The sequence below is a fragment of the Plantactinospora soyae genome, from assembly GCF_014874095.1.
Classification (GTDB): Bacteria; Actinomycetota; Actinomycetes; order Mycobacteriales; family Micromonosporaceae; genus Plantactinospora; species Plantactinospora soyae.
The window spans coordinates 7,778,097-7,801,150 of the sequence record NZ_JADBEB010000001.1; the positions used below are offsets into that span (position 1 = coordinate 7,778,097).

The 23,054-nt window shown below is 70.3% G+C and carries 18 protein-coding genes; 7 read left to right on the forward strand and 11 right to left on the reverse strand.

Going from position 1 to position 23,054, the window contains the following annotated elements:
* Positions 1-23 precede the first annotated feature (23 nt).
* Positions 24-1,550: a glucuronyl esterase domain-containing protein gene (locus H4W31_RS34195; protein WP_318783562.1), complete on the reverse strand. Its 1,527-nt coding sequence runs from the start codon at positions 1,548-1,550 to the stop codon at positions 24-26.
* Between the two features lie 723 nt (positions 1,551-2,273).
* Here H4W31_RS34195 and H4W31_RS34200 point away from each other — a divergent pair.
* From H4W31_RS34200 to H4W31_RS44545, 3 genes are all read left to right on the forward strand, one after another.
* Positions 2,274-3,683: a glycoside hydrolase family 30 protein gene (locus tag H4W31_RS34200; protein ID WP_192770384.1), complete on the forward strand. Its 1,410-nt coding sequence runs from the start codon at positions 2,274-2,276 to the stop codon at positions 3,681-3,683.
* A gap of 22 nt (positions 3,684-3,705) precedes the next feature.
* On the forward strand, positions 3,706-4,458 hold the full coding sequence (locus H4W31_RS34205; RefSeq protein WP_192770385.1) for an alpha/beta fold hydrolase: 753 nt from the start codon (positions 3,706-3,708) through the stop codon (positions 4,456-4,458).
* Positions 4,459-4,519: 61 nt separating this feature from the next.
* Positions 4,520-5,338 (forward strand): aminoglycoside adenylyltransferase domain-containing protein, encoded by an 819-nt coding sequence (locus tag H4W31_RS44545; protein WP_192770386.1) that lies wholly within the window; start codon positions 4,520-4,522, stop codon positions 5,336-5,338.
* 48 nt (positions 5,339-5,386) lie between these two features.
* On the opposite strand, the gene H4W31_RS34215 is transcribed toward H4W31_RS44545, so the two are convergent.
* Positions 5,387-7,219, reverse strand: a complete 1,833-nt coding sequence (locus H4W31_RS34215; RefSeq protein ID WP_192770387.1) for a glycoside hydrolase family 15 protein — start codon at positions 7,217-7,219, stop codon at positions 5,387-5,389.
* 70 nt (positions 7,220-7,289) lie between these two features.
* A complete protein-coding gene (locus tag H4W31_RS34220; RefSeq protein WP_225945825.1) occupies positions 7,290-7,796 on the reverse strand; it encodes a hypothetical protein in 507 nt (168 codons plus the stop codon).
* A gap of 494 nt (positions 7,797-8,290) precedes the next feature.
* Here H4W31_RS34220 and H4W31_RS34225 point away from each other — a divergent pair, with 494 nt between their 5' ends.
* Positions 8,291-8,479 carry a DUF397 domain-containing protein gene (locus tag H4W31_RS34225; RefSeq protein WP_192770388.1) on the forward strand — a complete coding sequence of 63 codons (189 nt, stop codon included), beginning with the start codon at positions 8,291-8,293 and terminating at the stop codon, positions 8,477-8,479.
* Between the two features lie 128 nt (positions 8,480-8,607).
* Here H4W31_RS34225 and mmsB read toward each other — a convergent pair whose 3' ends face one another.
* The 5 genes from mmsB to H4W31_RS34250 form a co-directional block, all read right to left on the reverse strand.
* Positions 8,608-9,870 (reverse strand): multiple monosaccharide ABC transporter permease, encoded by a 1,263-nt coding sequence (gene mmsB / locus H4W31_RS34230; RefSeq protein ID WP_192770389.1) that lies wholly within the window; start codon positions 9,868-9,870, stop codon positions 8,608-8,610.
* A gap of 6 nt (positions 9,871-9,876) precedes the next feature.
* Positions 9,877-11,466, reverse strand: a complete 1,590-nt coding sequence (gene mmsA / locus H4W31_RS34235) for a multiple monosaccharide ABC transporter ATP-binding protein (RefSeq protein WP_192770390.1) — start codon at positions 11,464-11,466, stop codon at positions 9,877-9,879.
* 93 nt (positions 11,467-11,559) lie between these two features.
* On the reverse strand, positions 11,560-12,684 hold the full coding sequence (gene chvE / locus H4W31_RS34240; RefSeq protein WP_192770391.1) for a multiple monosaccharide ABC transporter substrate-binding protein: 1,125 nt from the start codon (positions 12,682-12,684) through the stop codon (positions 11,560-11,562).
* 192 nt (positions 12,685-12,876) lie between these two features.
* Entirely contained in the window at positions 12,877-14,394 is a 1,518-nt protein-coding gene (gene araA, locus H4W31_RS34245) for an L-arabinose isomerase (RefSeq protein WP_192772617.1), read from the reverse strand.
* 262 nt (positions 14,395-14,656) lie between these two features.
* On the reverse strand, positions 14,657-15,202 hold the full coding sequence (locus H4W31_RS34250) for a DUF523 domain-containing protein (protein ID WP_318783563.1): 546 nt from the start codon (positions 15,200-15,202) through the stop codon (positions 14,657-14,659).
* A gap of 308 nt (positions 15,203-15,510) precedes the next feature.
* On the opposite strand from H4W31_RS34250, the gene H4W31_RS34255 reads away from it, so the two are divergent.
* From H4W31_RS34255 to H4W31_RS34265, 3 genes are all read left to right on the forward strand, one after another.
* Positions 15,511-15,921 (forward strand): four-helix bundle copper-binding protein, encoded by a 411-nt coding sequence (locus H4W31_RS34255; RefSeq protein ID WP_192770392.1) that lies wholly within the window; start codon positions 15,511-15,513, stop codon positions 15,919-15,921.
* A gap of 30 nt (positions 15,922-15,951) precedes the next feature.
* Complete coding sequence (locus H4W31_RS34260; RefSeq protein ID WP_192770393.1) at positions 15,952-16,251, forward strand: hypothetical protein; 300 nt, start codon at positions 15,952-15,954, stop codon at positions 16,249-16,251.
* A gap of 146 nt (positions 16,252-16,397) precedes the next feature.
* Entirely contained in the window at positions 16,398-17,927 is a 1,530-nt protein-coding gene (locus tag H4W31_RS34265; protein ID WP_192770394.1) for a ribosomal eL19 family protein, read from the forward strand.
* Here the strand turns inward: H4W31_RS34265 and H4W31_RS34270 are convergent.
* Genes H4W31_RS34270 through H4W31_RS34280 form a run of 3 tightly spaced genes read right to left on the reverse strand, consistent with a single transcriptional unit; the run spans position 17,900 to position 23,050 of the window.
* Entirely contained in the window at positions 17,900-20,635 is a 2,736-nt protein-coding gene (locus tag H4W31_RS34270; protein ID WP_192770395.1) for an O-antigen ligase family protein, read from the reverse strand. The two genes, H4W31_RS34265 and H4W31_RS34270, sit on opposite strands and share 28 nt — an antisense overlap.
* Positions 20,635-21,837 carry a glycosyltransferase family 4 protein gene (locus tag H4W31_RS34275; RefSeq protein ID WP_192770396.1) on the reverse strand — a complete coding sequence of 401 codons (1,203 nt, stop codon included), beginning with the start codon at positions 21,835-21,837 and terminating at the stop codon, positions 20,635-20,637. Before H4W31_RS34275 ends, H4W31_RS34270 begins: the two co-directional genes overlap by 1 nt.
* A 4-nt stretch (positions 21,838-21,841) precedes the next feature.
* Positions 21,842-23,050, reverse strand: coding sequence for a glycosyltransferase (locus H4W31_RS34280; protein ID WP_192770397.1), 1,209 nt, complete (start codon positions 23,048-23,050; stop codon positions 21,842-21,844).
* Positions 23,051-23,054: the final 4 nt, after the last annotated feature.

Below are 23,054 nucleotides of genomic sequence, written 5' to 3' on the forward strand. Positions count from 1 at the left end.
TGTGTTGTTGTCCGCTCGGGAAATCAGCCGACGCGGCAGCTGACCGATGGTCGAGCGCTGCTGTTGCCGTTGAACATGGTGGTGAAGCCGAACGAGTTCCCGTTGCCGTTCGGTCGAGCGGTCATGATGTTGCCGCCGCCGCTGAAGGTGGCCGTGGTGTTCCAGGTCGTACTGACCCGCTGGGGACCGGTGAGGGTCACCGTGACGGTCCAGGTGCCGGTGCCGGTCACGTTGACGGTGGTGTTGTAGCGGTCGCCCCACACGGTGCCTGGGACCGTGGTCGCGGTGCAGGACCCGGACGGCGGCGGCGTCGTGGTCGGCGGGACGACGGTGGGCGTCGGCGTAGGTGTGGGCGATCCGGTCGGCGGAGTGACGGTCGGGTTGCCGGTGGGCGACGGCCCGTCGGCCAGGGTCGGGGTCTGCCAGTTCCGCCACTGCGACAGGTTGCCCATCGCCTTACTCGCGATCCTGATCGTGCCGGCGGCGTTGCCCGTCTTCAGCAAATATTTCTGGATGTGCTGCTGCAACGGAGTCCGCCACTCCGATCGGTTGGCACAGTGACTGCCGTCCTGGACGTCGGACCAGTAGGTGATGTTCTCCCCCACACCGAGGGCCTTGTAGACCTCCGCACCACCCAGCGCCGCCACACTCGCCGACCTCGGACCCAGATTCGCGATATGCGGATTGTCCATGATGAACAACCCCCGCGGCGCCACCATCGCCACCATCTGGTGCGTGTCCACCGGCAGGTTGTTCGGGTTGCCCGTGAAGGAACCGAACGCGTCACCCAACCACGGCTGCTCCCCGTAGGCACTGCTCAGACTCTGCGCGCCCTCTCCCGGAATCCCCCGGAAAATCGGCGCACCGGCACTACCGGACTCGATCGGCATCGTCAACGCGATCCGCTGATCGAACGCACCGATCACGAACGCACCCTTCCCGAACCGCGAACACCCGGTGACCCCGGTCGCGTCCGGTCGCAGGATGTTGCCGCCCGACTGCTCGATCACATCGATGATCCGACTCACACCCCAGGACCAGGCCATCAACAACCCGGTACTGCTGGTGTTGCCATAGATGCTGTAGAACGCGCCCTGCTTGTTGTTCCGGGGCGTACCCTCCCGACCCACCGCGTACGGGTCATAGTTGATGACGGCGGCACCAGCCGACCTGATGGTGGCCGTGTCCGCGCCGAACCCGCCCAGCACCACCACCGCCGGGAACGGACCCGAACCACTCGGCAACTGCACACTCGCCGAGAAGCTGGAGCTCCGGCCGTTGTGCGACACGTTCACCGTGATGCTGGAACTCGACACCGTCCCCGTGACAGTCGCCGGCTTCGCCGGCTTGTCACCGTAGACGTACCTCTCCGCCAACTCCCGGGTCTCCGCCCGCCGACACCGCCAGTCCGCCTTCGAGGTGATCCGCGAGCCATTCAACTTGAGGAAAGGGTCGGGAAGCATGGAGTTCGACGTCGTCGAGCCCGGCAACGACACCGGACAGTCCGCACCCTCGTCCTCAACCGACGCCGCCGCCACGACAGTCCCCACCGGGGCAGCCTCGGCGACTGTGGTTTTCGCTACCACCGACACCGCTCCAGCGACCGCGAGCGCCGCTACCACCAGCGCCACGACCCCCGATCGGATCTTGGAATGGCCCGAGCCGGCAGTTGCCAGGGCCCTCCTCAAGGGAACGACAACCGCGATCGTCAGTCCCCTCGCTAGGACAGTTCGCATGCTGACTCCTTCTCGCCGCGGGTGGCGATGTCAGTTGGCGATACAGGTTGGCTGTGGACACGTCGCAGGTGCCACTCCGGACGCCGACGATCTCCGAGGGCGGCCATAGCAGCAGGTCAGAGCCGACGTTCCACCGACGCCTCCCGGCGTGCGCGCTCACATCCATCGATGACCGAGGCTGCCACAAGGTTTCGGGGATATCAAGGGAATGTTTCGGTAAACTTCCCGGAACCACGACCCCGTAGGTATCCTGATCCAGCCAAACTCGCCGATGATCACGACCGTGCTCCATCAGGGACGGAGCACGGCACCCCCATGGTCGGACCCGGTGCACTTCGTCAGGGCCGGCCGTCAGCAGCCTGGCCAGCATCATGGTCAACCAGGAATGATCACACCGACCGTCCGTCGCGACCGCGAGCCGAGGGTTGCCGCCCGGACCTCGAAAGGTTTCCGTTCATATTCCGAAAATTAGATCGATGATTGTCGAAGCAATCCGTCTGCACCCCCACACCGAGCGACCGCTGCAAGGAGAGTGTCGTGCTTCGATCCCCCGCCCTCGTGACCGCCATCGTGGCCGTGACCGCGCTTGCCGGATCACCGGCCCTCGCCGGCCCGTCAACCGGTCTGACCATCGACCGCACCGAGAAGCACCAGCCCATCGACGGCTTCGGCTACTCCATCGCCTTCCAGCGCTCCTCACTGGTCCACAACCTGACCGGGGACAAGCGGGAGGAGGCCCTCGATCTGCTCCTCGACCGCAGGACCGGCGCGGCGCCGAGCATCCTGCGGCTCGGCATCGGCTCGTCGGCCACCAACCCGTACGACTGGATGCTCTCCATCCAGCCGACCGATCCCGGCGGGCCGACGGCCACTCCGACGTACAGCTGGGACGGCTGGGACGGCGGCCAGGTGTGGTACACGAAAGAGGCCCGCAAGCGCGGCATCGATCGGTTCTACGCGGATGCCTGGAGCGCTCCGGGCTACATGAAGGACAACGGCACCGACATCAACGGCGGGGCCCTCTGTGGCCTGCAGGGTGTCACGTGCGCCAGCGGCGACTGGCGCGAGGCGTACGCGCGGTATCTCGTCCAGTACGCCAAGTTCTACCGGCAGGAAGGCATCAAGCTCGACGAGATCGGCTTCACCAACGAACCCGACTGGACCACCTCCTACGCCTCGATGCGGTTCACCCCGGCCCAGGCCGCCGAGTTCGTGAAGGTCCTCGGCCCCATCGCCAGGAAGGCCGGCGTGGACGTGGCCTGCTGCGACTCGTTCGGCTGGCAGCAGTCGGAGGCGTACGCCCAGGCGATCGAGGCGGATCCGGAGGCTCGCAGGTACCTCGACCTCTTCACCGGTCACGGGTACGCGAGCCCCTCGGACCACCCGCTGCCGACCACCGCACGCACCTGGATGTCGGAGTGGGCTCCGTCGAGTGTCGCGGACGGCTGGAACGAGGCGTGGGACAGCGGCAAGGGCACCGACGGCATCGCGCTCGCCGAACGCATCCATGACACGCTCGCCCTGGCCGACAGCAGCGCCTTCATCTTCTGGCTCGGGTCCTCCCGGGGCGGAACGGCGGCGCTGATGCAGATCGACGACGCGAACAACGCCTACCGGGTGTCGTCCCGGCTCTACGCCTTCGCCGCGTACAGCCGGTTCATCCGGCCGGGCGCCGTACGGATCGGCATCGACAATGCGCAGGACGGGCTGAAGGTGTCGGCCTACCGGAACGCCGACGGCACCGAGGTCGTGGAGATCCTCAACACCACGGGCGCGGCCGTCGAGACCGCCATCAACCTGAAGCGGCCGACGGCGTACGTCACCGACTCCACCCACAATCTGGCGGAGGTCCCCACAGTCGTGTCCAGGCGTGGTTCGCACAGCACGATCGAGTTGGCGCCGCGTTCGCTGACCACGCTGGTCGCCAAGCGCCCCGGGCGGGGCTGACGCCGGAGACTAAACTGCCGCCATGGATCGGCGGGCAGCGGATCGTGAACTTGACGAGGCGGAGGCCGGCCCGCTGGTCGTACTGGTGCACAGCCCGTCGGTCGGGCCGGCCACCTGGCAGCCGGTCGCCACCGAGCTGCGCGCCAGCGGCCGGGACGTGGCCGTGCCGTCGCTGCTCGAGGTCGGCGCGGGAGATCCCCCGTACTGGCCCCGGGTGGTGGACGCCGTCCGCGACGAGCTGTCGGGAATTGCCCCGGACCGACCGGTGGTCCTGGTCGCGCACAGCAACGCCGGACTGTTCATCCCGGTGATCCGCGCCGGGCTGGTGCAACCGGTCGTCGCCTCGGTCTTCGTCGACGCCGCCCTGCCGGCGACGAGCGGAAGCACGGCGGTGGTACCGCCGGACCGGCTGGACGCCCTCCGGGCACTCGCCGGTCCGGACGGTCGGCTGCCCCGCTGGACGGACTGGTTCGACGAGGTCGACGTCGCGCCGATGTTCCCCGATCCGGCGACCCGGCGTGCGGTCACCGACGAGCAGCCCCGGCTTCCGCTGGCGTACTACCAGCACCCGGTGCCGGTGACGCCTGGCTGGGACGACCACCCGTGCGGGTACCTGCGGTTCAGCCCGGCGTACGAGCAACCCGCCGCCGAGGCCGCCGGGCGGGGCTGGCCGGTGCTGACCGTACCCGGCCGGCACCTGCATCAGCTCGTCGATCCCGGCGCGGTCGGCAGCGCGATCCGCCGACTGGTCCCGATCCTGGTACCACCCGACTGACCGGTGTCGCCGGTCGGCGTGGGCGGGCGCCATCCCGGCCCGGGCGTAGCAAAATATCGCGGTGACGTCGACGCTTCCGCCCAGCGAGACCGGCTACCTCGGGGCGGTGCTGGACCGGCTGGCCGCCGTACTCGGGGACGACCTGCTCGGCGTCTATCCGACCGGCTCCCTCGCGCTCGACGGCTACACGCCGGGACGCAGCGACATCGACCTGATCGCCGTGGTCGAGCGGGCCCGGCCCGCCGTGCTGGAGACGGTCGCCGCCCGGCTCTCCCACGACGCGCTCCCCTGTCCCGCGACCGGCCTGGAGTTCGTCCTGTACGAGCGGGCGACGCTGGCCCTGGCCGGCACCGGGGCCGGCTTCGCCCTCAACCTGAACACCGGACGGGAACTGCCGGCCAAACGTAGCTACGGCCCCGGCGACGAGGCGACCTTCTGGTATCCGATCGACCGGGCGATCAGCAGCCAGCAGGGTGTCGCGCTGCTCGGGCCACCACCCCGGACGCTCCTCGCGCCGACACCGTTCGCGGCGCTGCTGCCGGTGGTCGTCGAGTCGATCGAGGCGCGCCTGCACGCGGACCTCGATCTCGTCGACAACGCGGTGCTCAACGGTTGCCGCTCGCTGCGGTTCGCCATGCAGCGGCAGTGGTACCCGAAGCGGTCGGCGGCGGAGTGGGCGATCGGGACGGTACCGGAGTTCGGCCCGCTGATCGGCGCGGCGCTGCGCAGCTACGACCGGGGACGGACCGTCGACGGAACCGTCGACCGCCAGGAGGTACGGGCCTTCCTCGCCTTCCTCCTCGGCCGACTCGCCCCGACGCACCCGCCGCTCGACCGGCACCGGCCTGCCGGGAGCACGGGCGGCCACCGGGGCCGGTAGCCGCCGCCCGGCGGAGTACCCGGTCGGTATCCCCGGGTCGGCCACGGTTCAGCCGACCTCGCCGGACCGGGCCGACCCGGCCGACCGGATCGCGAGCGCGGCCTGGACGAGCGTCGCATGGGTCAGGGTCTGCGGATAGTTGCCGAGGTGGGCGCCGGTGACCGGGTCCATCTCCTCGGCGTAGAGGCCGAGCGGGCTCGCCCGGTCGAGGAGCAGCCGGAACAGCTCGATGGCCTCGGCCCGCCGTCCGGTGCCGGCGAGGGCCTGGGCGAGCCAAAAGGAGCAGGGCAGAAAGGCCGCCTCCGAGCCGGGTAGGCCGTCGTGTCCGGGTGGATAGCGGTAGAGCAGCGGACCGCCCGCACCGAGTTCGGCGCGAATGGCCGCGATGGTGCCACCGACCCGGGGCGAGTCGGCGTCCTCGATCCCGAGCAGCGGCAGCACCAGCAGCGCCGCGTCGAGTTCCGTCGAGCCGTAGCCACGAACATAGCTCGACCGTTCGGGATCGAAGCCGTTCGTCCGGACCTCGGAGGCGATCGCCTGCCGGGCGTCCTGCCAGCGTCGCCGCCGCCGGGCCGCAAGCGGATGCGTCTCGGCTATCCGCAGTGCCCGATCCAGGGCGAGCCAGCCCATCAGTTTGGAGTGCACCTGGTGGCTGGGTTGGCGCAGCTCCCAGATGCCGGCGTCGGGTTCCCGCCAGCGGCGGGTCACCACGTCGGCGAAGCCGCGCACCGCCCGCCAGGTCTCGGAGTCGAGGTGGTGTCCGGCCTGGACGTACACCCAGACGGCGTCGACGACCCAGCCGTAGCCGTCGAGCTGGTGCTGGTCGGCCGCGCCGTTGCCGATCCGTACCGGCGTGCTGCCGGCGTAGCCGGGCCAGCCGTCGAGCTGCCGTTCCGCCGGCACGCGCAGACCGTCCAGGGTGAACAGCGCCGGCAGGCGGGGTCGCTGCAACCGGCTGGCCCGCAACAGCCAGGCGAGGAACCCGCGTGCCTGGTCGGGCTTGCCGACGCCGAGGAACGCGGCGACCCCGATGCTGGCGTCCCGGGGCCAGACGTAGCGGTAGTCCCAGTTCCGTACGCCGCCGGGCTGTTCCGGCAGCGAGGTGCTGGGCGCCGCGACCGGCGCGTGGGACGGCGAGTACGTCAACAGCCGCAGGGTGAGCAGGCTCCGCGTCACCGCCTCCCGGAAGGGGAGTTCCGGGTCCACCTCGGCGATCCAGGCCCGCCAGTGTGCCTCGTCGGCCCGCAGGAGTTCCCAGGCCACGGCCGGTTCGACGTCGATCAGTGGTTCACGGTGGGCCACGGTCAGCACGACGGTGAGCGGTCGTTCCGGCGCAACGGTCAGCACGGTCGACCGGCCCGGCTCGACGTTCAGGTGGGGAGCGCAGGCCAGCGACACGGCGAGCGCTCCCCACTCGCAGACGAGCAGCGACCGGCGACGGCGTACCCGAGGTGCCCGATGGTTGGTCCCGAGCCGGGGGTCGAAGTCGACGACGGCCTCGATCGGTCCCCCTTCGGCCGACAGGCGCCGGACGAGCAGGGTCGACGGCAGCAGCCGCCCGGCGACCTCGGCGACCATCCCCTCGGTGAGGGTGAGCCGCCGATCGCCCACCACCCAGGTAGTCCGGAGCGTGGTCGTGTGCTGCCGGTACCGCCGCTCGACGACCTCGGCCGGCCGGGCCGGTCCGATCCGGTACGTGCCCGCCTCCGGACCGCCGACGAGCCGACCGAACAGGGGCGCGCCGTCGAAGCGGGGTGCGCACATCCAGTCGATCGCACCGGTGCTGGAGACCAGGGCTGCGGTGCGGGTGTCCCCCAGCAGCCCGTAGTCCGCGATCGGTGGCGGCGCCGCGCCAGGGCCGACGGCCGGATCGTCGGTCATCGTGGTTCCCGCCGCGCATTGCGGGGCGCGACGATGGCCCGGCGGATCGCCCGGCCGGGGCCGACCGGGCTCACCGGGCCTGGAGGAGCAGGCCGAGGATGGCCCCGTAGAAGACGTGTACGACGCCCGTGATCACGGGCGTCTGCACGCCGTAGTTGAGGGCGAGCAGGCCCGGTGGCTCCAGCACCGCCGTGCTGGACGGGCCGGCCCGCGCCGAAGCCATCCGTGGGTGTACGCCCGGCAGCAGCGGCAGCAGCACCGTCAGCGCGACGCCGACGTGCAGTACCCCGATCAGCGCCCCGAGCCACCAGGTGGCGCGACCCAGCAGGGCGAACATCGCGGCGTAGCCGAGCGCGAAGCCCTGACCGGCCAGGAGGTGGATTCCGAACCCGGCCACCCGGGCCCGGTCCGGGTCCTCGGTGACCATGGTGCCGAGGATCAGCGGCAGGTCGACGCGGGTCAACCCGGCGAGTTGTGCCGTGATCATCGCAGCGGTGAGTGCGGCCGTGGCGACCACGCCGAAGAGTGCCCAACCGGCCCAGTCCATCTCAGCCGGCGCGACCGACCGCCAGGACACGCCGGCCCGGCCCGTTCGCCGGATCGCGTACCGGATCGGCCATCGGCCTGCCTCCTGATTCGTGTGGGGACGCGCCTCATCGGAGCACTGGCAGCCCCTGGTTCGTGCGTACACAACGGTATGCGTCGTGGTGGTCGGAAACCGTACGGCTCGCCGATCCGGCATTTTCGGAAACCATTCGGGTGCGCCTGCGCCCGCCCTTCCGTGCGTTTGTCGACCAGAACCATTGCCGAATGATTCCATTCCGATCTGGACGGAGAGACATGGACGGCGGAGGATGACCCGAAGGCAGAACGGCAGGAACGTCCAACAGTCCGTAAAAGGCCCGGACATATGGAGACGATAAACGTGAGTACTCTTCCACTAATTCTCAAGCGGCTCCGCGCCGAACCCGGCCGAGTGACCGCGCTCGATCGGATGTGGCACGCCATCAGTGCGGTAGCGTTGCCGTGCGATCAGTCACGCGACCTGATTTCGAGGATGGTGAAGGACCTGTGACGACCGACAGCCCGCGCTGGCGCACGTCGCGCCGCAGCAACCAGTCCGGCGGCGACTGCGTCGAGGTCGCCGACAATCTGCCCGGCCGGGTACTGGTCCGGGACAGCAAGGACCGCCCCGGACCGGTGCTGGCCTTCGCACCCGACGCGTGGCGCAGCTTCGTCCACGACGCCGCCGCCCGCTGACTTCCCGCTCCGGCACTACGGCGCCGAGACACCACCGGTGCAGGTACGAGACGTACCGGCCCGGCCTCGAATCCACCCGGGCACGGAGGCCGCGACCAGGTGGCCCCGAGACCAGGCCGGCGACCGAGTTACCGGGACGCTCCCGCGCGCCGCTTGGTCCAGACGTCGAAGGCCACCGCCGCCAGCAGTACGGCACCCTTGACCAGCATCACCTGCTCGCTGGGCGCCCCGATCAGCGACATGCCGTTGTTGATCACACCCATGATCAGGCCGCCGGTGATGGCACCGACCACCTTGCCGACGCCGCCCTGCACGGCGGCCCCGCCGATGAACGCGGCGGCGATGGCGTCGAGTTCGAAGGCGTTGCCGGCGGTCGGTCCGGCCTGGTTCAGCCGGCCGGCGAAGATGACCCCGGCGAGTGCGGCCAGCACACCCATGTTGACGAAGATCCAGAAGATCACCGACTTGACCTTGACCCCGCTCAGGGTCGCGGCCTGCAGGTTGCCGCCGACGGCGTAGATCTGCCGGCCGAACACGGCACGGCTGGTGACCAGCGAGTACGCCAGGATCAGCGCCGCGAGCGCCACCAGGACCCAGGGCAGGTTCTTGAACCGGGCCAGCTGCACGATCACGGTCATCACCACGACGGCGGCTGCGACGATCTTCAGCACGAACAGCGGCAGCGGTTCGACGGTCTGGTGATAGCCGAGCCGGGCCATCCGGCCGCGCCACTGCACCACGGCGAAGCCGACCACCGCCGCGATCCCGACCAGCAGGCTGAACAGGTCCGCCCCGCCCAGCGGCCCGAGCCCGATGTTGCCGAGGTACCCCTCGGTGAAGCCGTTGGCCAGGGTACGGACCGGGTCCGGGAACGGCCCGATGCCCTGGTTACCGAGGACGGTGAGGGTGAGCGCCCGGAACAGCAGCATGCCGGCCAGGGTCACGATGAAGGCGGGGATTCCGAAGTAGGCGATCCAGAAGCCCTGCCAGGCGCCGATGAGTCCGCCGACCACGAGGGTGATCAGCAGGGCCAGCGGCCACGGTACGTCGTGTTCGACCATCAGCACCGCGGCCACGGCTCCGGTGACCGCCACCACCGAGCCGGCGGAGAGGTCGATGTGGCCGGCAATGATGATCAGGATCATCCCGATCGCGAGGATCAGGATGTAGGAGTTCTGCACGATGATGTTTGAGATGTTCTGCGGTTGCAGCAGGGCACCGTCGGTGAGTACCGAGAACAGCAGAACGATCAGCGCGAAGGCGATGTAGATGCCGCTCTGCCGCAGGTTCACCGGCAGCCGGCGACCGGGTCCGCCGGCCGATGGCGACGGATCGCCCAGACCGGGCCCGCTCACCGCGAGATCGGCGTTGGTGGGTGCGGTGGCGCTCATCGAGGTCTACTCCCGTTCATTCGTCGTGTCGCTCTGGTCGGTCCCCGTACTCCGACCGTTGGTGGTGTCGGTCTGCCCCTTGGTCATGTACCGCATCAGACCCTCCTGGGTCGCGTCCTCCCGCGCCACCTCGGCGGTGACCCGACCGGCGGAAAGGGTGTAGATGCGGTCACACAGGCCCAGCAGCTCGGGCAGCTCCGACGAGATGACCAGGACCGCCTTGCCCTCGTCGGCGAGCCGGTTGATGATCGAGTAGATCTCGTACTTGGCGCCGACGTCGATACCCCGGGTCGGCTCGTCCAGGATCAGCACGTCGGGGTTCGTGAAGATCCACTTCGACAGCACGACCTTCTGCTGGTTGCCGCCGCTGAGCTTGCCGGTCGTACTCAGCACGCTGGGCGCCTTGATGTTCATGCTGGTGCGGAACTCGTTGGCGACCCGGTACTCCTGGTTGTCGTCGACCCAGCCGCGCCGAGCCAGCTTGGCCAGGCCCGCCGCCGAGATGTTGCGCTTGATGTCCTCGATGAGGTTGAGGCCGTACCGCTTACGGTCCTCGGTGGCGTACGCGATGCCGTGCCGGATCGCGTCCCGCACCGACCGTACGCTGATCTCCGTACCGTCCTTGACCAGCCGCCCGGTGATGTTCGTGCCGTACGAGCGGCCGAAGACGCTCATCGCCAGCTCGGTACGACCGGCGCCCATCAACCCGGCGAGCCCGACGATCTCGCCGCGCCGCAGCGTGAGGTTGGCGTTCGCCACCACCACCCGGCCGCGCTGGGTCGGACTGTGCACCGTCCAGTCCTCGATCCGCAGGACCTCCGTGCCGATCCGTGGCTCCCGGGGCGGGAAACGGTGGTCCAGGTCCCGGCCGACCATGCCGGAGATGATCCGGTCCTCGGTCACCTCGTCGGCCCGCATGTCCAACGTCTCGATCATCTGGCCGTCCCGCAGGATGCTGATCCGGTCGGCGATCGCCGCGATCTCGTTCAGCTTGTGCGAGATGATCACACAGGTGATGCCCTGGTCTCGCAGGCCCCGGAGCAGGTCGAGCAGGTGCGCGGAGTCCCGGTCGTTGAGCGCCGCGGTGGGCTCGTCGAGGATGAGCAGCCGGACCCGCTTGGACAACGCCTTGGCGATCTCGACGAGCTGCTGCTTGCCGACCCCGATGTCGACCACGGCGGTCACCGGGTTCTCCGACAGGCCGACCCGGGCGAGCAGCTCGGCGGCCTCGTGGTTGGTCCGGTTCCAGTCGATCAGACCCCGGGCCGCCCGCTCGTTGCCGAGGAAGATGTTCTCGGCGATCGACAGCTGCGGGCAGAGCGCCAGCTCCTGGTGGATGATGACGATGCCGCGTCGCTCGCTGTCCCGGATGTCGGAGAACTCGCACGCCTCGCCGTCGAAGGAGATCTCCCCCGAGTACGAGCCGTGCGGGTAGACCCCGGACAGCACCTTCATCAGGGTCGACTTTCCCGCGCCGTTCTCGCCGCAGATCGCGTGGATCTCCCCCCGGCGCACCGAGAGGCTGACCTCCTGCAGTGCCCGTACCCCGGGAAAGGTCTTGGTGATGTCACGCATCCGCAGAATGTCGTCGGTCATTGCCAACGGAACGCCTCCGTCGTGCGAGGTGGGTGTGGCCGGTGGTGCGGCGGCGGCCGCGCGGGAACCGCGCGACCGCCGCTGGAGGAGCGACTACTTGAGCTGGTCCTCTTTGTAGTAACCGGTGTCGACCAACGTCGCCTTGTAGTTGGCCTTGTTGACGATCACCGGCTGCAGCAGGAAGGACGGTACGACCTTGTTGCCGTTGTCGTAGTCCTTCTCGTTGTTCACCTCGGGCTTGCCGCCCTTGAGCACCGCGTCGGCCATCTTGACCGCGACCTCGGCGAGTTCCCGGGTGTCCTTGTAGATGGTCGAGTACTGCTCGTTCGCGATGATGGACTTCACCGAGGCGACCTCGGCGTCCTGACCGGTCACCACCGGGTAAGGCTGACCGCCGGTGCCGTAGCCGTTGCTCTTCAGCGCCGACAGGATGCCGATCGACAGTCCGTCGTACGGCGACAGCACGCCGTCGACCTTCGCACCGCCGTACGTCTTGGTCAGCAGGTCCTCCATCCGGCGCTGTGCGGTACCCGCCTCCCAGCGCAGGATCGCGACGGTCTTGAAGTCCTTCTGCCCGCTCTTGACCACCAGCGTGCCCTTGTCGATGTACGGCTGGAGCACCGACATCGCCCCGTTGAAGAAGAAGGTGGCGTTGTTGTCGTCCGGCGAACCGGCGAACAGCTCGATGTTGAACGGGCCCTTGGCCTCGCCGTCGGTGCCGTCGTCCTTCTTCAACTTCAGCCCGACCAGCAGCGAGGTCGCCTGCTGGACGCCGACCTTGAAGTTGTCGAACGTGGCGTAGTAGTTGACGTTCGGGCTGTTCCGGATCAGGCGGTCGTACGCGATGACCGGAATCTTGTTGTCCGCCGCGTTCTGCAACTGGGTGGTGATCGCGGTGCCGTCGATCGAGGCGATGATGAGCACCTTGGCGCCCCTGGTGATCTGGTTCTCGATCTGGTTCACCTGGGACGGGATGTCGTTCTCGGCGTACTGGAGGTCGACCTGGTAGCCGAGCTTCTCCAGTCCCGCCTTGACGTTGTTGCCGTCGTGGATCCACCGCTCGGAGGACTTCGTCGGCATGGTGACGCCGACGAGCGCGCCGGCGCTGTCGCCGGAGCCGCCCTCTTCGTCCACCGTCTTCGTGCTCGATCCACACGCGGTGAGAGCGGCGGCGAGCGTGATGGCGCCAGCCGCCGCCGCGAGCCGGGCGAATTTCATGTGCTCCTCCAAATTCCTGGTACGGCGTGCGGGTCTCCGCTGCGGGACACGGGCTTGCGCCGCGACCCGCGGGTCTCGTACGGGTGCGGGTCGCGCTGCGCGATCCGCGGGACCGGCCGGTGGCGTACGTCGGACATCCGTTACTCCACCACGGATCGATGGATCCGGCATGCCCGGGCCGGGCCGGTCGGGTCAGTTCCGGCCGGACAGTCCCTGGGCGAGCCGGTGGTAGGCCTGGTTCCAGCGCAGCCGGTCCCGGAAGTCCGCCGTCGTGGTGTTCTCGTCGATCAGCACCAGCTCGGTGTGCAGCATCTCGGCGAAGTCGCGCAGGGTGGCCGAGCCGACCGCCTGGGTGAGCACGGTGTGGTGCGGGCCACCGGCGGTCAGCCAGGACTCGGCCGACGTGGTCAACGACGGTGCCGGCTTCCATACGGCGCGCGCGACCGGCAGGTTCGGCATCGGCTCGTCCGGCGGCACGACCTCGATCTCGTTGGCGACGAGACGGAACCGTTCGCCGAGATCGGCCAGTCCGATCACCACCGCCGGACCGGGGGTGGCGTCGAAGACGAGCCGGACCGGGTCCTCCCGGTCGCCGATGCCGAGCGGATGGATCTCGCACGAGGGTTGCCCGCCCGCGATGGTGGGGCAGACCTCCAGCATGTGCGCGCCGAGGATCTTCGGCTCGCCGGGCCCGAAGTGGTACGTGTAGTCCTCCATGAAGGAGGTGCCACGGCCGGTGCCGACGCTCATCGCCTTGACCGAGGCCAGCAGGGTCGAGGTCTTCCAGTCGCCCTCGCCGCCGAAGCCGTAGCCGTCGGCCATCAACCGTTGTACGGCGAGGCCGGGCAGTTGGCGAAGGCCGCCGAGGTCCTGGAAGTTGGTGGTGAACGCCCCGAATCCGCCGTCGGTGAGGAACTGCCGCAGGCCGGCCTCGATCCGGGCCGCGTACCGCAGCGAGTCGTGCCGGTCGCCGTCCTTGGCAAGTTCGGGGGCGAGCCGGTAGGTGTCGGCGTAGTCCGCGACGAGCCGGTCGATCTCCGCGTCGGCGACCTGGTCCACGACGTCGACCAGGTCGTTGACGCCGTAGGTGTTCACCGAGACGCCGAACCGAAGTTCCGCCTCCACCTTGTCACCTTCGGTGACGGCGACGTCCCGCATGTTGTCGCCGAACCGGGCCAACCGGAGATTGCGCAGGTGGCCGTAGCCGAGCGCGGCCCGGGCCCAGTCGTCGATCCGGGACACCACGCTCGGGTCGGAGGCGTGCCCGGCAATGGTCTTGCGGGCCAGCCCGAGCCGGGTCTGGATGAAGCCGAACTCCCGGTCGCCGTGCGCGGCCTGGTTGAGGTTCATGAAGTCCATGTCGATGGACTCCCAGGGCAGCGCCTCGTTGAGCTGGGTGTGCAGGTGCAGCAGCGGCTTGCGGAGCGCGTCCAGCCCGCTGATCCACATCTTGGCCGGCGAGAAGGTGTGCATCCAGGCGATCACACCGAGGCAGGCCGGATCGGCGTTGGCCTCCAGCAGGATTGCGCGGATCGCCGACGCCTCGGTGAGTACGGGTTTCCAGACGATCTCCGCGACGACCTGACCGGAGCCGGTGAGCGTGCGCATGATCTGCTGCGACTGGCTCGCGACCTGGTCGAGGGTTTCCGGGCCGTACAGGTGCTGGCTTCCGGTGAGGAACCAGATCTGCGGTTGCTTGGCCGGCGGCATGTCCACCTCTCCTGCTGGGGGCACGGCTACCGCCTGCCCGGATGGATGTGGTCGCGATCAACTTCGCGAGCCGAGTGTTACCGCTAACATCAGAGCAGTCAAACCGTACACCGTAACGCTTCAATAACGGCAGAGCAGACATCCACGGCTCCCGTCGCCCGGGACGCGTCGGCAACCGGATGGCGCCCGACGAATCACCACCGAACCGGCGCCGAGCAGGACAGACGCCGTACGTCGGTGCCGGTCGACGGGTGCGGGGATGTCAACGATCTGTGGGCTCGGCCGGCGCGGACCGGAAGGACGACGACGGGTCGTACTCGTGATGGGCGACGACCTCGAATCCGTTACGGGACAGCAGCGCGGCCGTGACACCCATCCCGGCCGTCCGGTTACGTCGGAACGACCCGTCGCTGATCTGCCGGCAACCGCAGGAGGGGCTGTAGTCCTGGAGCACGGCTCCGGCCGCCCCGGTCGCCTGGGCGATCCGCAGTACCCGCCGGGCGCCCGACAGGTACGCCTCGGTCACGTCCTCGCCCTTGTGGGTCAGCACCCTCGCCCGACCGTCGAGCACGTCGAAGCCGTTCCCGCCGACGATCTCGGCGCGGTCGCGGGGCGTGCCGAGCCCGCCCATCACCTCCGGACAGACCAGCCGCACGGCGGCGGTATCGCCGACCGAGACCTCCTGGTTCGCGGCGCCACCGTCGTACGCGCACCGGGTGCCGGCGAGGCAGGCACTCATCAGGAACACCGCCGGGCCGGCGCCGCCGGCTGCCGGCACCTCGTTGTCGGAGTCATCCGCGCCGTCCACGCCCAACGCCCCTCTCGCCGGCCAGGCGGTGGCGGCGACCGCCGCCGAGTCGACCGATCGGACAGCACGGGTACCTGGCCGGAACCGCCCGCTCGTCCATCGATGTGCGCAACCCACATCGTAGGGCTGCGGAGCGGGGCCGACCCGGCCGGCGGGCCGGGAGGACCTCGCCCGGCGAATCCGCCCGGTCCGGATGTCGGGGACGAAAACCGGCGACGGACGGCGTACGCCTCCTCCGGTTCCGACGAATGTGCGCGGCCATTGCGGGTATGGCCAGACGGACGACCACCGATCCGAGGGGACCCGGCATGACGGCGACGACCCGGCCGATGCTGGCCACTTACCCGGGAGAGATCAACCTCGACCGGGACATGCTCTCCAGGACCATCGACGCCCTGCTCTCCTGCGGCCAGGCCTGTACCTCGTGCGCCGACGCCTGCCTGAGCGAGGCGGACGTCGCCCAGCTGGTCAAGTGCATCCGTACCGACCTCGACTGCGCGGACGTCTGCACCGCCACCGCCCGGGTCCTGTCCCGACACACCGGGTACGACGCCAACCTCACCCGCAGCCTCCTGGAGGCCTGCGCCACCGCCTGCCGGTCCTGCGGCGAAGAGTGCGAACGGCACGCCAGCATGCACGAGCACTGTCGGATCTGCGCCGAGGCCTGCCGGGTCTGCGAACGCGCCTGCCGGGAGCTGCTGGCCACCATCGGCGGCTGACCGCTCCGACGACACTCCTGCCCGGCCGAGGTGGCGCGGCGCGGTCCACCGGTCGACGGTGCTCCGGGGCCGGTCCCCCGGATCCGACTGCCGTTCCGGCCAGTCCTGCCGGCCGGCCGTACCGACCCGGACCCGACGTTCGCGCAGTGCGCCCGGTACGCCGAGCACCGGAGCGCCGAGCCGTTCGACCCGGGCGACACCGGGCAGATCGAGACCGTCGACGGGTACGCCCCTGGTCGGACGGCGAAACCGGCCCGTCTGCGAACTCCGCCGCGCCACCAACCCACCACCCCGAAGCGGCGCCCACTGTCGACATCGGCGACCACGTGAGCCTGAACACCCTCTGTCAGTGCACATGTACTATCGCCGGACTACTGCGGCGGCCCTGAGCACCGGACGGGCCCTTCGGAGGGGCCTCCGGTGCGTTGGTGCCGCCTCGTTAGGATCCGCACAGAACAAAGCGGGAGTGGGTTGGGATGCAGCCAGTGGGTCCGTACCAGTTCATCGAGGCGATCAGCCTGTGTCAGGTGGGCAGTGTCTGGTCAGCCATCGACGGGCAGGGAAACTCGTACACGGTGGCCGTGCTCGACGCCACCGTAGCGGGCGATCAGCGCTGGCGGGACGCTTTCACCGGCACGGCACACGGGTTGGCACAGCCGGGAGCGGGCGGGCCCCGCTACGCGCACGCCGACTTCGCGGCCACCGCCCCCTGGGTGGCGTACGCCAGCAGCGACGGTCCGGGGGCGGAACGGCTGTTCGCGGCGCTCGGGATGGAGTGCCGACCCACCCAGTCGGAGCTTGGCGGAATCGAGTCGGCCACCGTCAAGACCCCGGTGGTGGGTGCCACGCCCGGAGCGGACGACGACGAACTCGCGACGCCGACGACGCGGCTGACGCCGGGTCTGACGCCGCCCGGCCCGTGGCAGGCCGGGCCACCGCAGCCGGTCACCGGTGAACCGGTCGTCGGGGAGCCGACGTCAGCACCCCCGCACCAGGTGTCTGTGCCGCCACACCAGGTGTCCGTGCCGCCGCACCAGAGTTCCGGACCGCCCTACCAGGTTTCCGTACCGCCGGACCAGACGTCGGCGCCGCCGCACCAGGTCTCCGTACCGCCGCACCAGAGTTCCGGGCCGCCCTACCAGGTGTCGGTGCCGCCGCACCAGATCTCCGTACCGCCGGACTCGATCTCCGGGCCGCCGCAGCCGCTGCCGGAGATGCCCCGGCCGGGCGTGACCAGTGGGATCCCGGACGACCAGTCGTCGTACGACCCGCTCTACTCACCGGTCCGGCACATCGTGCCCTCCGAGCCAGCGCCGTCGCGACGTCGACTGTGGATCGGGATCGCCGCGCTCGTCGTACTCGTGCTCGGCGTCGGCGGAACAATCTTCGCGCTGACCCAGTCGGGCGGGAACGATCCGAGCCCACCGGTGGCGAGCGCATCGGCGACCAGCCAGCCTCCGGCGCCGCTGCCGACCGCGTCGGCCCTCAATCCGGGACTGGAGCCGCCGAGGCAGGGCACCTGGCCGGCGCAGTGGCCCAAGTTCGGGGCCGGGGACGGTGTCCGGACGCTGACCGATCTGGACGGTCTGGGCTTCACCGTCAAGGTGCCACGGGACTGGCAGTGCATCCCGGGCGGCAAGGCGGACGGCTTCGCCAAGCACTACTGCGGAGTCTCGCCGGGAGAGAGCCCGGAGATCGGTGGCGAGGTGGTCGTCCGGAACTGCCCGACCCCCTGCGGCCAGGACCAGCAGACCTCGATGCGGCGCGCCGAGGAGGCCTGGGGCCTGCAGTGGGTGGGCACCGGACGGTACGCCGCCTACGCCGAGCGCAGCTCGCTCAACATCGACGGCAAGGAACGGTACGTCCTGATCATCGTCGCGTACTGGCGTAGCGGCAGCGAGGGAGTCGTCGACCGGCAGGTCGTGTTCCGGATGACGGCGCCGCCCGACGGGGCGAACCAGTTGCGGCGGATCGCCAACTACATCCGCGACACGGTCGTCTTCTGAGTCGAGCCCCTTCCCGCCAGCCGCTGTTGCAGCGCACCCGCCGTACCGTTGCGCCAGCCGGCACCGGCCCATGACCGCCCGCCCCGATCCTGCCCGGTCGAGGCGGGCGGTGCGTCGCCGGCCGGCAGGCCGAGCAGGGCGATCACCATCAGCGGAAGCCAGGTCGCGTGTCCGGCCAGCGTGGTCGGCACGTGCGACGCCTCCAGCCACGAGACGTACAGGAAGGCGACCAGGAAGAGTGCCGCGGCCGGGAAGCCGGCCCCCGCCAGCGCGACCGACCTTCGCCAGGTGAGCAGGACGAGCAGCGCGACCAGCACTGTGGTGAGCAGCCCACCGACGACGAGAAACTGGACCAGAACGTTGTGCCCGTGGGTGAACTCACCACCCAGTTGCACCGTCAGGTCCGGTTCACGCTGGAAGTACCGGGGACCGTGGCCCAGCAGCGGATGCTCGGCCCACCGGTCCAGCAGGGTCCGCCAGATCCGGCCACGCCGGGTGAACGCCTCGGGGTCCGTCGTGACCAGCGGCACCAGCACGACCGCCGCGACCCCGCTCGCCATCACGCCCGACAGCAGCCAGGTCCGGGTCGGGAAGAGCCGGACCAGCAGGTACGTGCCCAGCACGGCGGCGACCGCCAACTGACTGCTGCGTGACCCGGTCCAGAACAGCGCGAAGAGCATGACGGCCAGCGCGCCCCAGCGCAGCGGCGGACGCGCCACGCAGAACACGAACGGGATGCTCAGGGCCAGTGCGATTCCGAGCACGTTGGAATGCAGGAAGGGGCCGGCGAGAAGGCCACCGAGCAACGCGCTCTTGTCTCCGGCCGCCGCCCCGGAGATGAGGCCCAGGTCGGGGCGGACCAGCGCCAGCAGGATCGACCCGGTCGCGGTGACGGCGCCGAGAACGCCGATCACCCCCAGGACCTCGCGCCGGACCGGCTGCAACCAGATGGCGACCGCGGCGAGCGGAAGTGCCAGCGACACCAGTCCGGGTCGCTGGTGGTTGAGGAGCCCGGACGCCTCGATCGCGAGGAAGGGGGCGAGGACGACGGCCAGCGACCACAGCCGCCCCGGTCGGCGCCGGTAGCCGCCGTGCGCCGCGAGGACCGCCGCGACCAGGATGAACGCCAGGCTGAGTGCGTCGCCGACCAGGTCGCTCGCCGGTGGGACCAGATCCTCGCGCGAGTTGAACTCCGGGCGTCCCGTATCGAGGAGCTGGATCAGCAGCGGCACCATCAACCGGAGCCAGGCGAGCACGAACAACAGGCCCACCCCGAAGGTCCCGACGTCGATCCGGCGTACCAGGGTGCCGAGCGCCCGCCGAGGTGGGGCTTCGTCCCCGCCGGACCCGGCCGGGTCCGAAGGCCCGGGCTCCGTCGTGGCCCGCTTCCGGAAGCGGCCGACGAACCCGATCGCCACCTCGCCGAGGGAGCGCAGGTCCTCCCGGTACGGCACCGTCAGTTCCCGCAGGGAAGGCAATTCCGGCACTCTCCTCACCATCGCGCCGGCGGCCACGACCGACACTCCGTAACCGACCAGGCTGGCGATCGCGGCCCCGACCGCGCCCATCGGGGCGAGCAGGAACAGGAACACGATGCCGAGAACGGAACCGGCGACCAGCGCACCGGAGGACCAGGCCGCCCTGCCGTTCGCCAACAGAACCGCGCTGAAGATCACCATGCTGGTGTAGAGGGTCGTCGCCGCGCAGAGGATGACCGTGGGCAGGACGGCCGGGGCGAACGCGGCACCGAAGACCCACGGCACGGCGATGCCCGCGATCGCCGCCAGGACTCCGCTCGCGACGATCGACCCCAGCACGGCGAGCCGGGCGACCGTACTGGCCCGACGCCGGTCGCCACTGCTCGGCCGGCCCATCAGTACCGTACGGGCCGCCGTCGCGATCACCATCGGAATCTCCGCGACACTCACCGCCACCGCGTAGAAGCCGAGTTCCCGCGCCCCGATCACCGGCAACCCGATGATCTGGTCGAGCCGGGCGGTGGAGATCGCCGCCAGCACACCGGGCAGACAGGTCAGCGAGTACGCCAGCAGTGAGCGGGTGGGTATGCCCGGATCCGGTGGCTCGGGTGGGTCCCCGGTCTCCTCCCCGGCCGACTCGACCCGCTCGGTCGAGAAGTGCAGCCGGACCAGTCCGAGAACGAGTCCGCCGCTCACCGAGGCGACGAAGAGCAGACCGGCCCAGTACGCGCTCAGGTCCAGCGTCAGGCAGGCGAAGACGACCAGCGCCGTCCGGAGCAGCGCGGGTACGACCTTCACCAGGTTGACGCCGCGAATGTCGGAGGCACCGGTCAACGCGCCGATGAGCAGGTTGGCGAGGATGTGCAGCGGCGCGAGCAGGGACAGCAGGAGGAACTGGCCGTAGTGCCCGTCGTCGCCACCGGGAAAGACGAAGAGCCCGAGCACGGCGAGCAGCCCGATCCCGAGCAGTCCGAGGGGTACCGAGGCGATCAGGCTCACCTTGGCGGCGGCCCTGGTCGACAGCCGGCCGGTGCGCAGGTGGTAGCTGAGCGCGTCCTGTAACCCGTACGTGCCGATCCAGCCGCAGACGACGATCGGCAGGGTGAGCGCGGCATAGAGGCCACGACCGGTGGGTCCCAGTTCCCGGGAGAGCAGCGGGCCGACGAGGAGCCCGCTGATCGGGATCAGCAGGTTCGCGAAGGAGGCGGAGACCAGTTTCCTCGTCGACATCACTGTCCCCCGCGTGATGCCGTACCGCTGACGTCGAGATAGCCGTGTACGGCGAGCGCGCCGATCAGACGCTCGGCGAACCGGTCCTCGGAGAACTGGTCACCGATCAGCACAGAGCCGGCGGCGGCCATCGTGTCCAGTTCGGCCGCCGACGCCCGCAGGATCTCCGCCGCCAGTGCCTCCGGGGTGTCGGCCAACCGGACGGCCGCCGTCTCCGGAACACCCTCGGCACCGACCGGGGTGGTGAAGACCGGGACGGAGTGCGCCAGCAGCGTCAGGGTCTTCAGTTTGACGCCGGCACCGCTCCAGACCGGAACCACCGCGGCCCGGGCCTCCGCGAGCACCGGCCGGAGATCCTCCAGGTAACCGCGCACGTCGAGACCGTCGACCGGGGCGAGACTCGCCTGTACCCGGTCGGTGAGGCCCGATCCGACCAGGGTCAGCCGGAAGCCGGCCCGGCGCAGCGCCGGCCAACCCCGGTCGAGGAAGTGCCGAAGCCCGGACAGGTTGGAGCGGTACGCGAAGCTGCTGAGCCAGACCAGGTGGCGCTCCTGCGGTCGCGGAACGTGCCCGACCGGCACCGGTACGCAGCTCGGCAGCGTGAAGTCCGCCGTCCGGCCGTGGTGCTCGGCGAGCCGGGCCGACTCCTGTGCGCTGGTCACCGAGACCGTCGCGCACCGCGACAGCGCCCGGGACTCGAACCGGGTCGAGATCCCGGCCAGGTACCGCGCCCGGAGCTGGTGTGCGAGATCCTCCGCCTCCGCGATGTCCCCCCGGGTGCTGCCGGCGAGCACGTTGGCCTTGTCCCAGTGCCAGCGCAGCCGGGTGCCCCGGAAGTACACCGCCGCCGCCTCGCCGATGGCGATCCCCGCACCGTCGCGGGACCGCAGGTCGTCGTGCAGCGGCTGGCTGTAGCGGCTCCGTACCCACGGTGGCAGTCCGTCGGCCATCGCCTCCGGGTAGCGACCGAGCGGCCCCAGCCGGTCCAGCCGGTACGGCGTCGCCGGATAGTCCCGGACCTCCACCTCGGGCAGCATCGCCCGCAACCGGGCCACCTGGTCGTCGGTGGTGTCGGGTCGGCGTACCACCGCCAGGGTGAACGGCCGGATCCGCGAGATCGCCCGGAGCATCATGAGTACCCGGACCGGATCGCCCCGGTCCGGGGGCAGCGGAAAGAACGTCGAGACGACTGTCAGCCCCATCGGTCTAGCGCCTCGCCTCGGTGGCGCTGGCGTCGGCCGCCCGCCGGCGATCCCCGGCCGGGTCGGCGAGTCGGTGCCAGGTGTCGAGCAGCCGCTCCGCCTGCCGCTCGGGGCGGAACTCCGTACGCAGGCGGGTGGCGAGCGTACCCGCGCGGCGCCGCGCCTCCGCCCGGTCCCGCACCACCCGCGCCACCGCGTCGGCGAGCGCGGCCGGATCGTCGGGCGCGACCAGCCAGCCACCGTCGTCGTCGACGAGTTCGGGGATGCCGGAGACGGCGGTGGTCACCACCGGAACCTGCCGGCTGGCCGCCTCCATCAGGAAGACCGGAATGCCGTCGAGATCCCCGTCGGCGCCGCGCGTACAGGGCAGCACCGCGACGTCCGCGCCGGCCAGTGCCTCGGTCGCCACCGCGTGCGGCACCGCGCCGTGGAACGTCACGGCGGCGGAGACACCGTTCTCCTCGGCCCGGCGTTCCAGGCTGGACCGCAGCGGCCCGTCACCGTAGACGTCGTACTGGACGTCGAGGCCGGCGGCCACCAGCCGGGCCACCGCGTCGACGCCGGTGCCGACGCCCTTCTTCTCGACCAGGCGGGCGACGGTGACCAGCCGTACCGTGCCGTCCGGAGCACGCGGCGCCGGGTCGGGCAGTTCGCCGTCGTACGCGGCCCGGACGATGCTGTGCGGGATCGTCGCCATCGCCACGCCTCGCGCCTCGAGCTGGCGGACGGTCGCGGCCGAGATGACGAAGAGGTGCCGGAGCAGCCCGAGTCGCCGGGCCAGCCCGACCGGGTTCCGGTCCAGCAGGAAGTCGGCGGCGTGTGCGATGGCGGTCGCGGGCCTGCCGACCTCCTTCGCGACGAGTGCCGCCACCGAGGTCGGCAGGTTGACGAAGTGCGCGTGGACGACGTCCGGCGCGAAGGACCCGACCTGCTCGGCGAGCGCGATCGCGTGGCTGCCGGCCAGCACCGCCCGGCGCAGGTCGGTGGCGCCGAGCGTACGTACCTGGGCGAACAGCCGGACGGGATGACGGAACACCGTACGGACGACCCGGGCGAGTTCGGCGCGCCGGCCGCCGGGGCGGGCGACGAAGACCTCGACGGTGGCGCCGGCGGACCGGACCGCGCGGATCTCCGCGGAGATGAACGTCTCGCTGTAGCTCGGCGGGCGGAGCAGGATGTACGCGACCCGTAGACCAGGCCGACCCTCCGTCATCGGG

Excerpts from the sequence above, each read along its gene's own strand:
- H4W31_RS34205 (WP_192770385.1), top strand. The coding sequence starts at position 3,706 with ATGGATCGGCGGGCAGCGGATCGTGAACTTGACGAGGCGGAGGCCGGC.
- H4W31_RS34215 (WP_192770387.1), bottom strand. The coding sequence starts at position 7,219 with ATGACCGACGATCCGGCCGTCGGCCCTGGCGCGGCGCCGCCACCGATC.
- mmsB (WP_192770389.1), bottom strand. The coding sequence starts at position 9,870 with ATGAGCGCCACCGCACCCACCAACGCCGATCTCGCGGTGAGCGGGCCC.
- mmsA (WP_192770390.1), bottom strand. The coding sequence starts at position 11,466 with ATGACCGACGACATTCTGCGGATGCGTGACATCACCAAGACCTTTCCC.
- chvE (WP_192770391.1), bottom strand. The coding sequence starts at position 12,684 with ATGAAATTCGCCCGGCTCGCGGCGGCGGCTGGCGCCATCACGCTCGCC.
- araA (WP_192772617.1), bottom strand. The coding sequence starts at position 14,394 with ATGCCGCCGGCCAAGCAACCGCAGATCTGGTTCCTCACCGGAAGCCAG.
- H4W31_RS34255 (WP_192770392.1), top strand. The coding sequence starts at position 15,511 with ATGACGGCGACGACCCGGCCGATGCTGGCCACTTACCCGGGAGAGATC.
- H4W31_RS34265 (WP_192770394.1), top strand. The coding sequence starts at position 16,398 with ATGCAGCCAGTGGGTCCGTACCAGTTCATCGAGGCGATCAGCCTGTGT.
- H4W31_RS34270 (WP_192770395.1), bottom strand. The coding sequence starts at position 20,635 with ATGTCGACGAGGAAACTGGTCTCCGCCTCCTTCGCGAACCTGCTGATC.
- H4W31_RS34275 (WP_192770396.1), bottom strand. The coding sequence starts at position 21,837 with ATGGGGCTGACAGTCGTCTCGACGTTCTTTCCGCTGCCCCCGGACCGG.
- H4W31_RS34280 (WP_192770397.1), bottom strand. The coding sequence starts at position 23,050 with ATGACGGAGGGTCGGCCTGGTCTACGGGTCGCGTACATCCTGCTCCGC.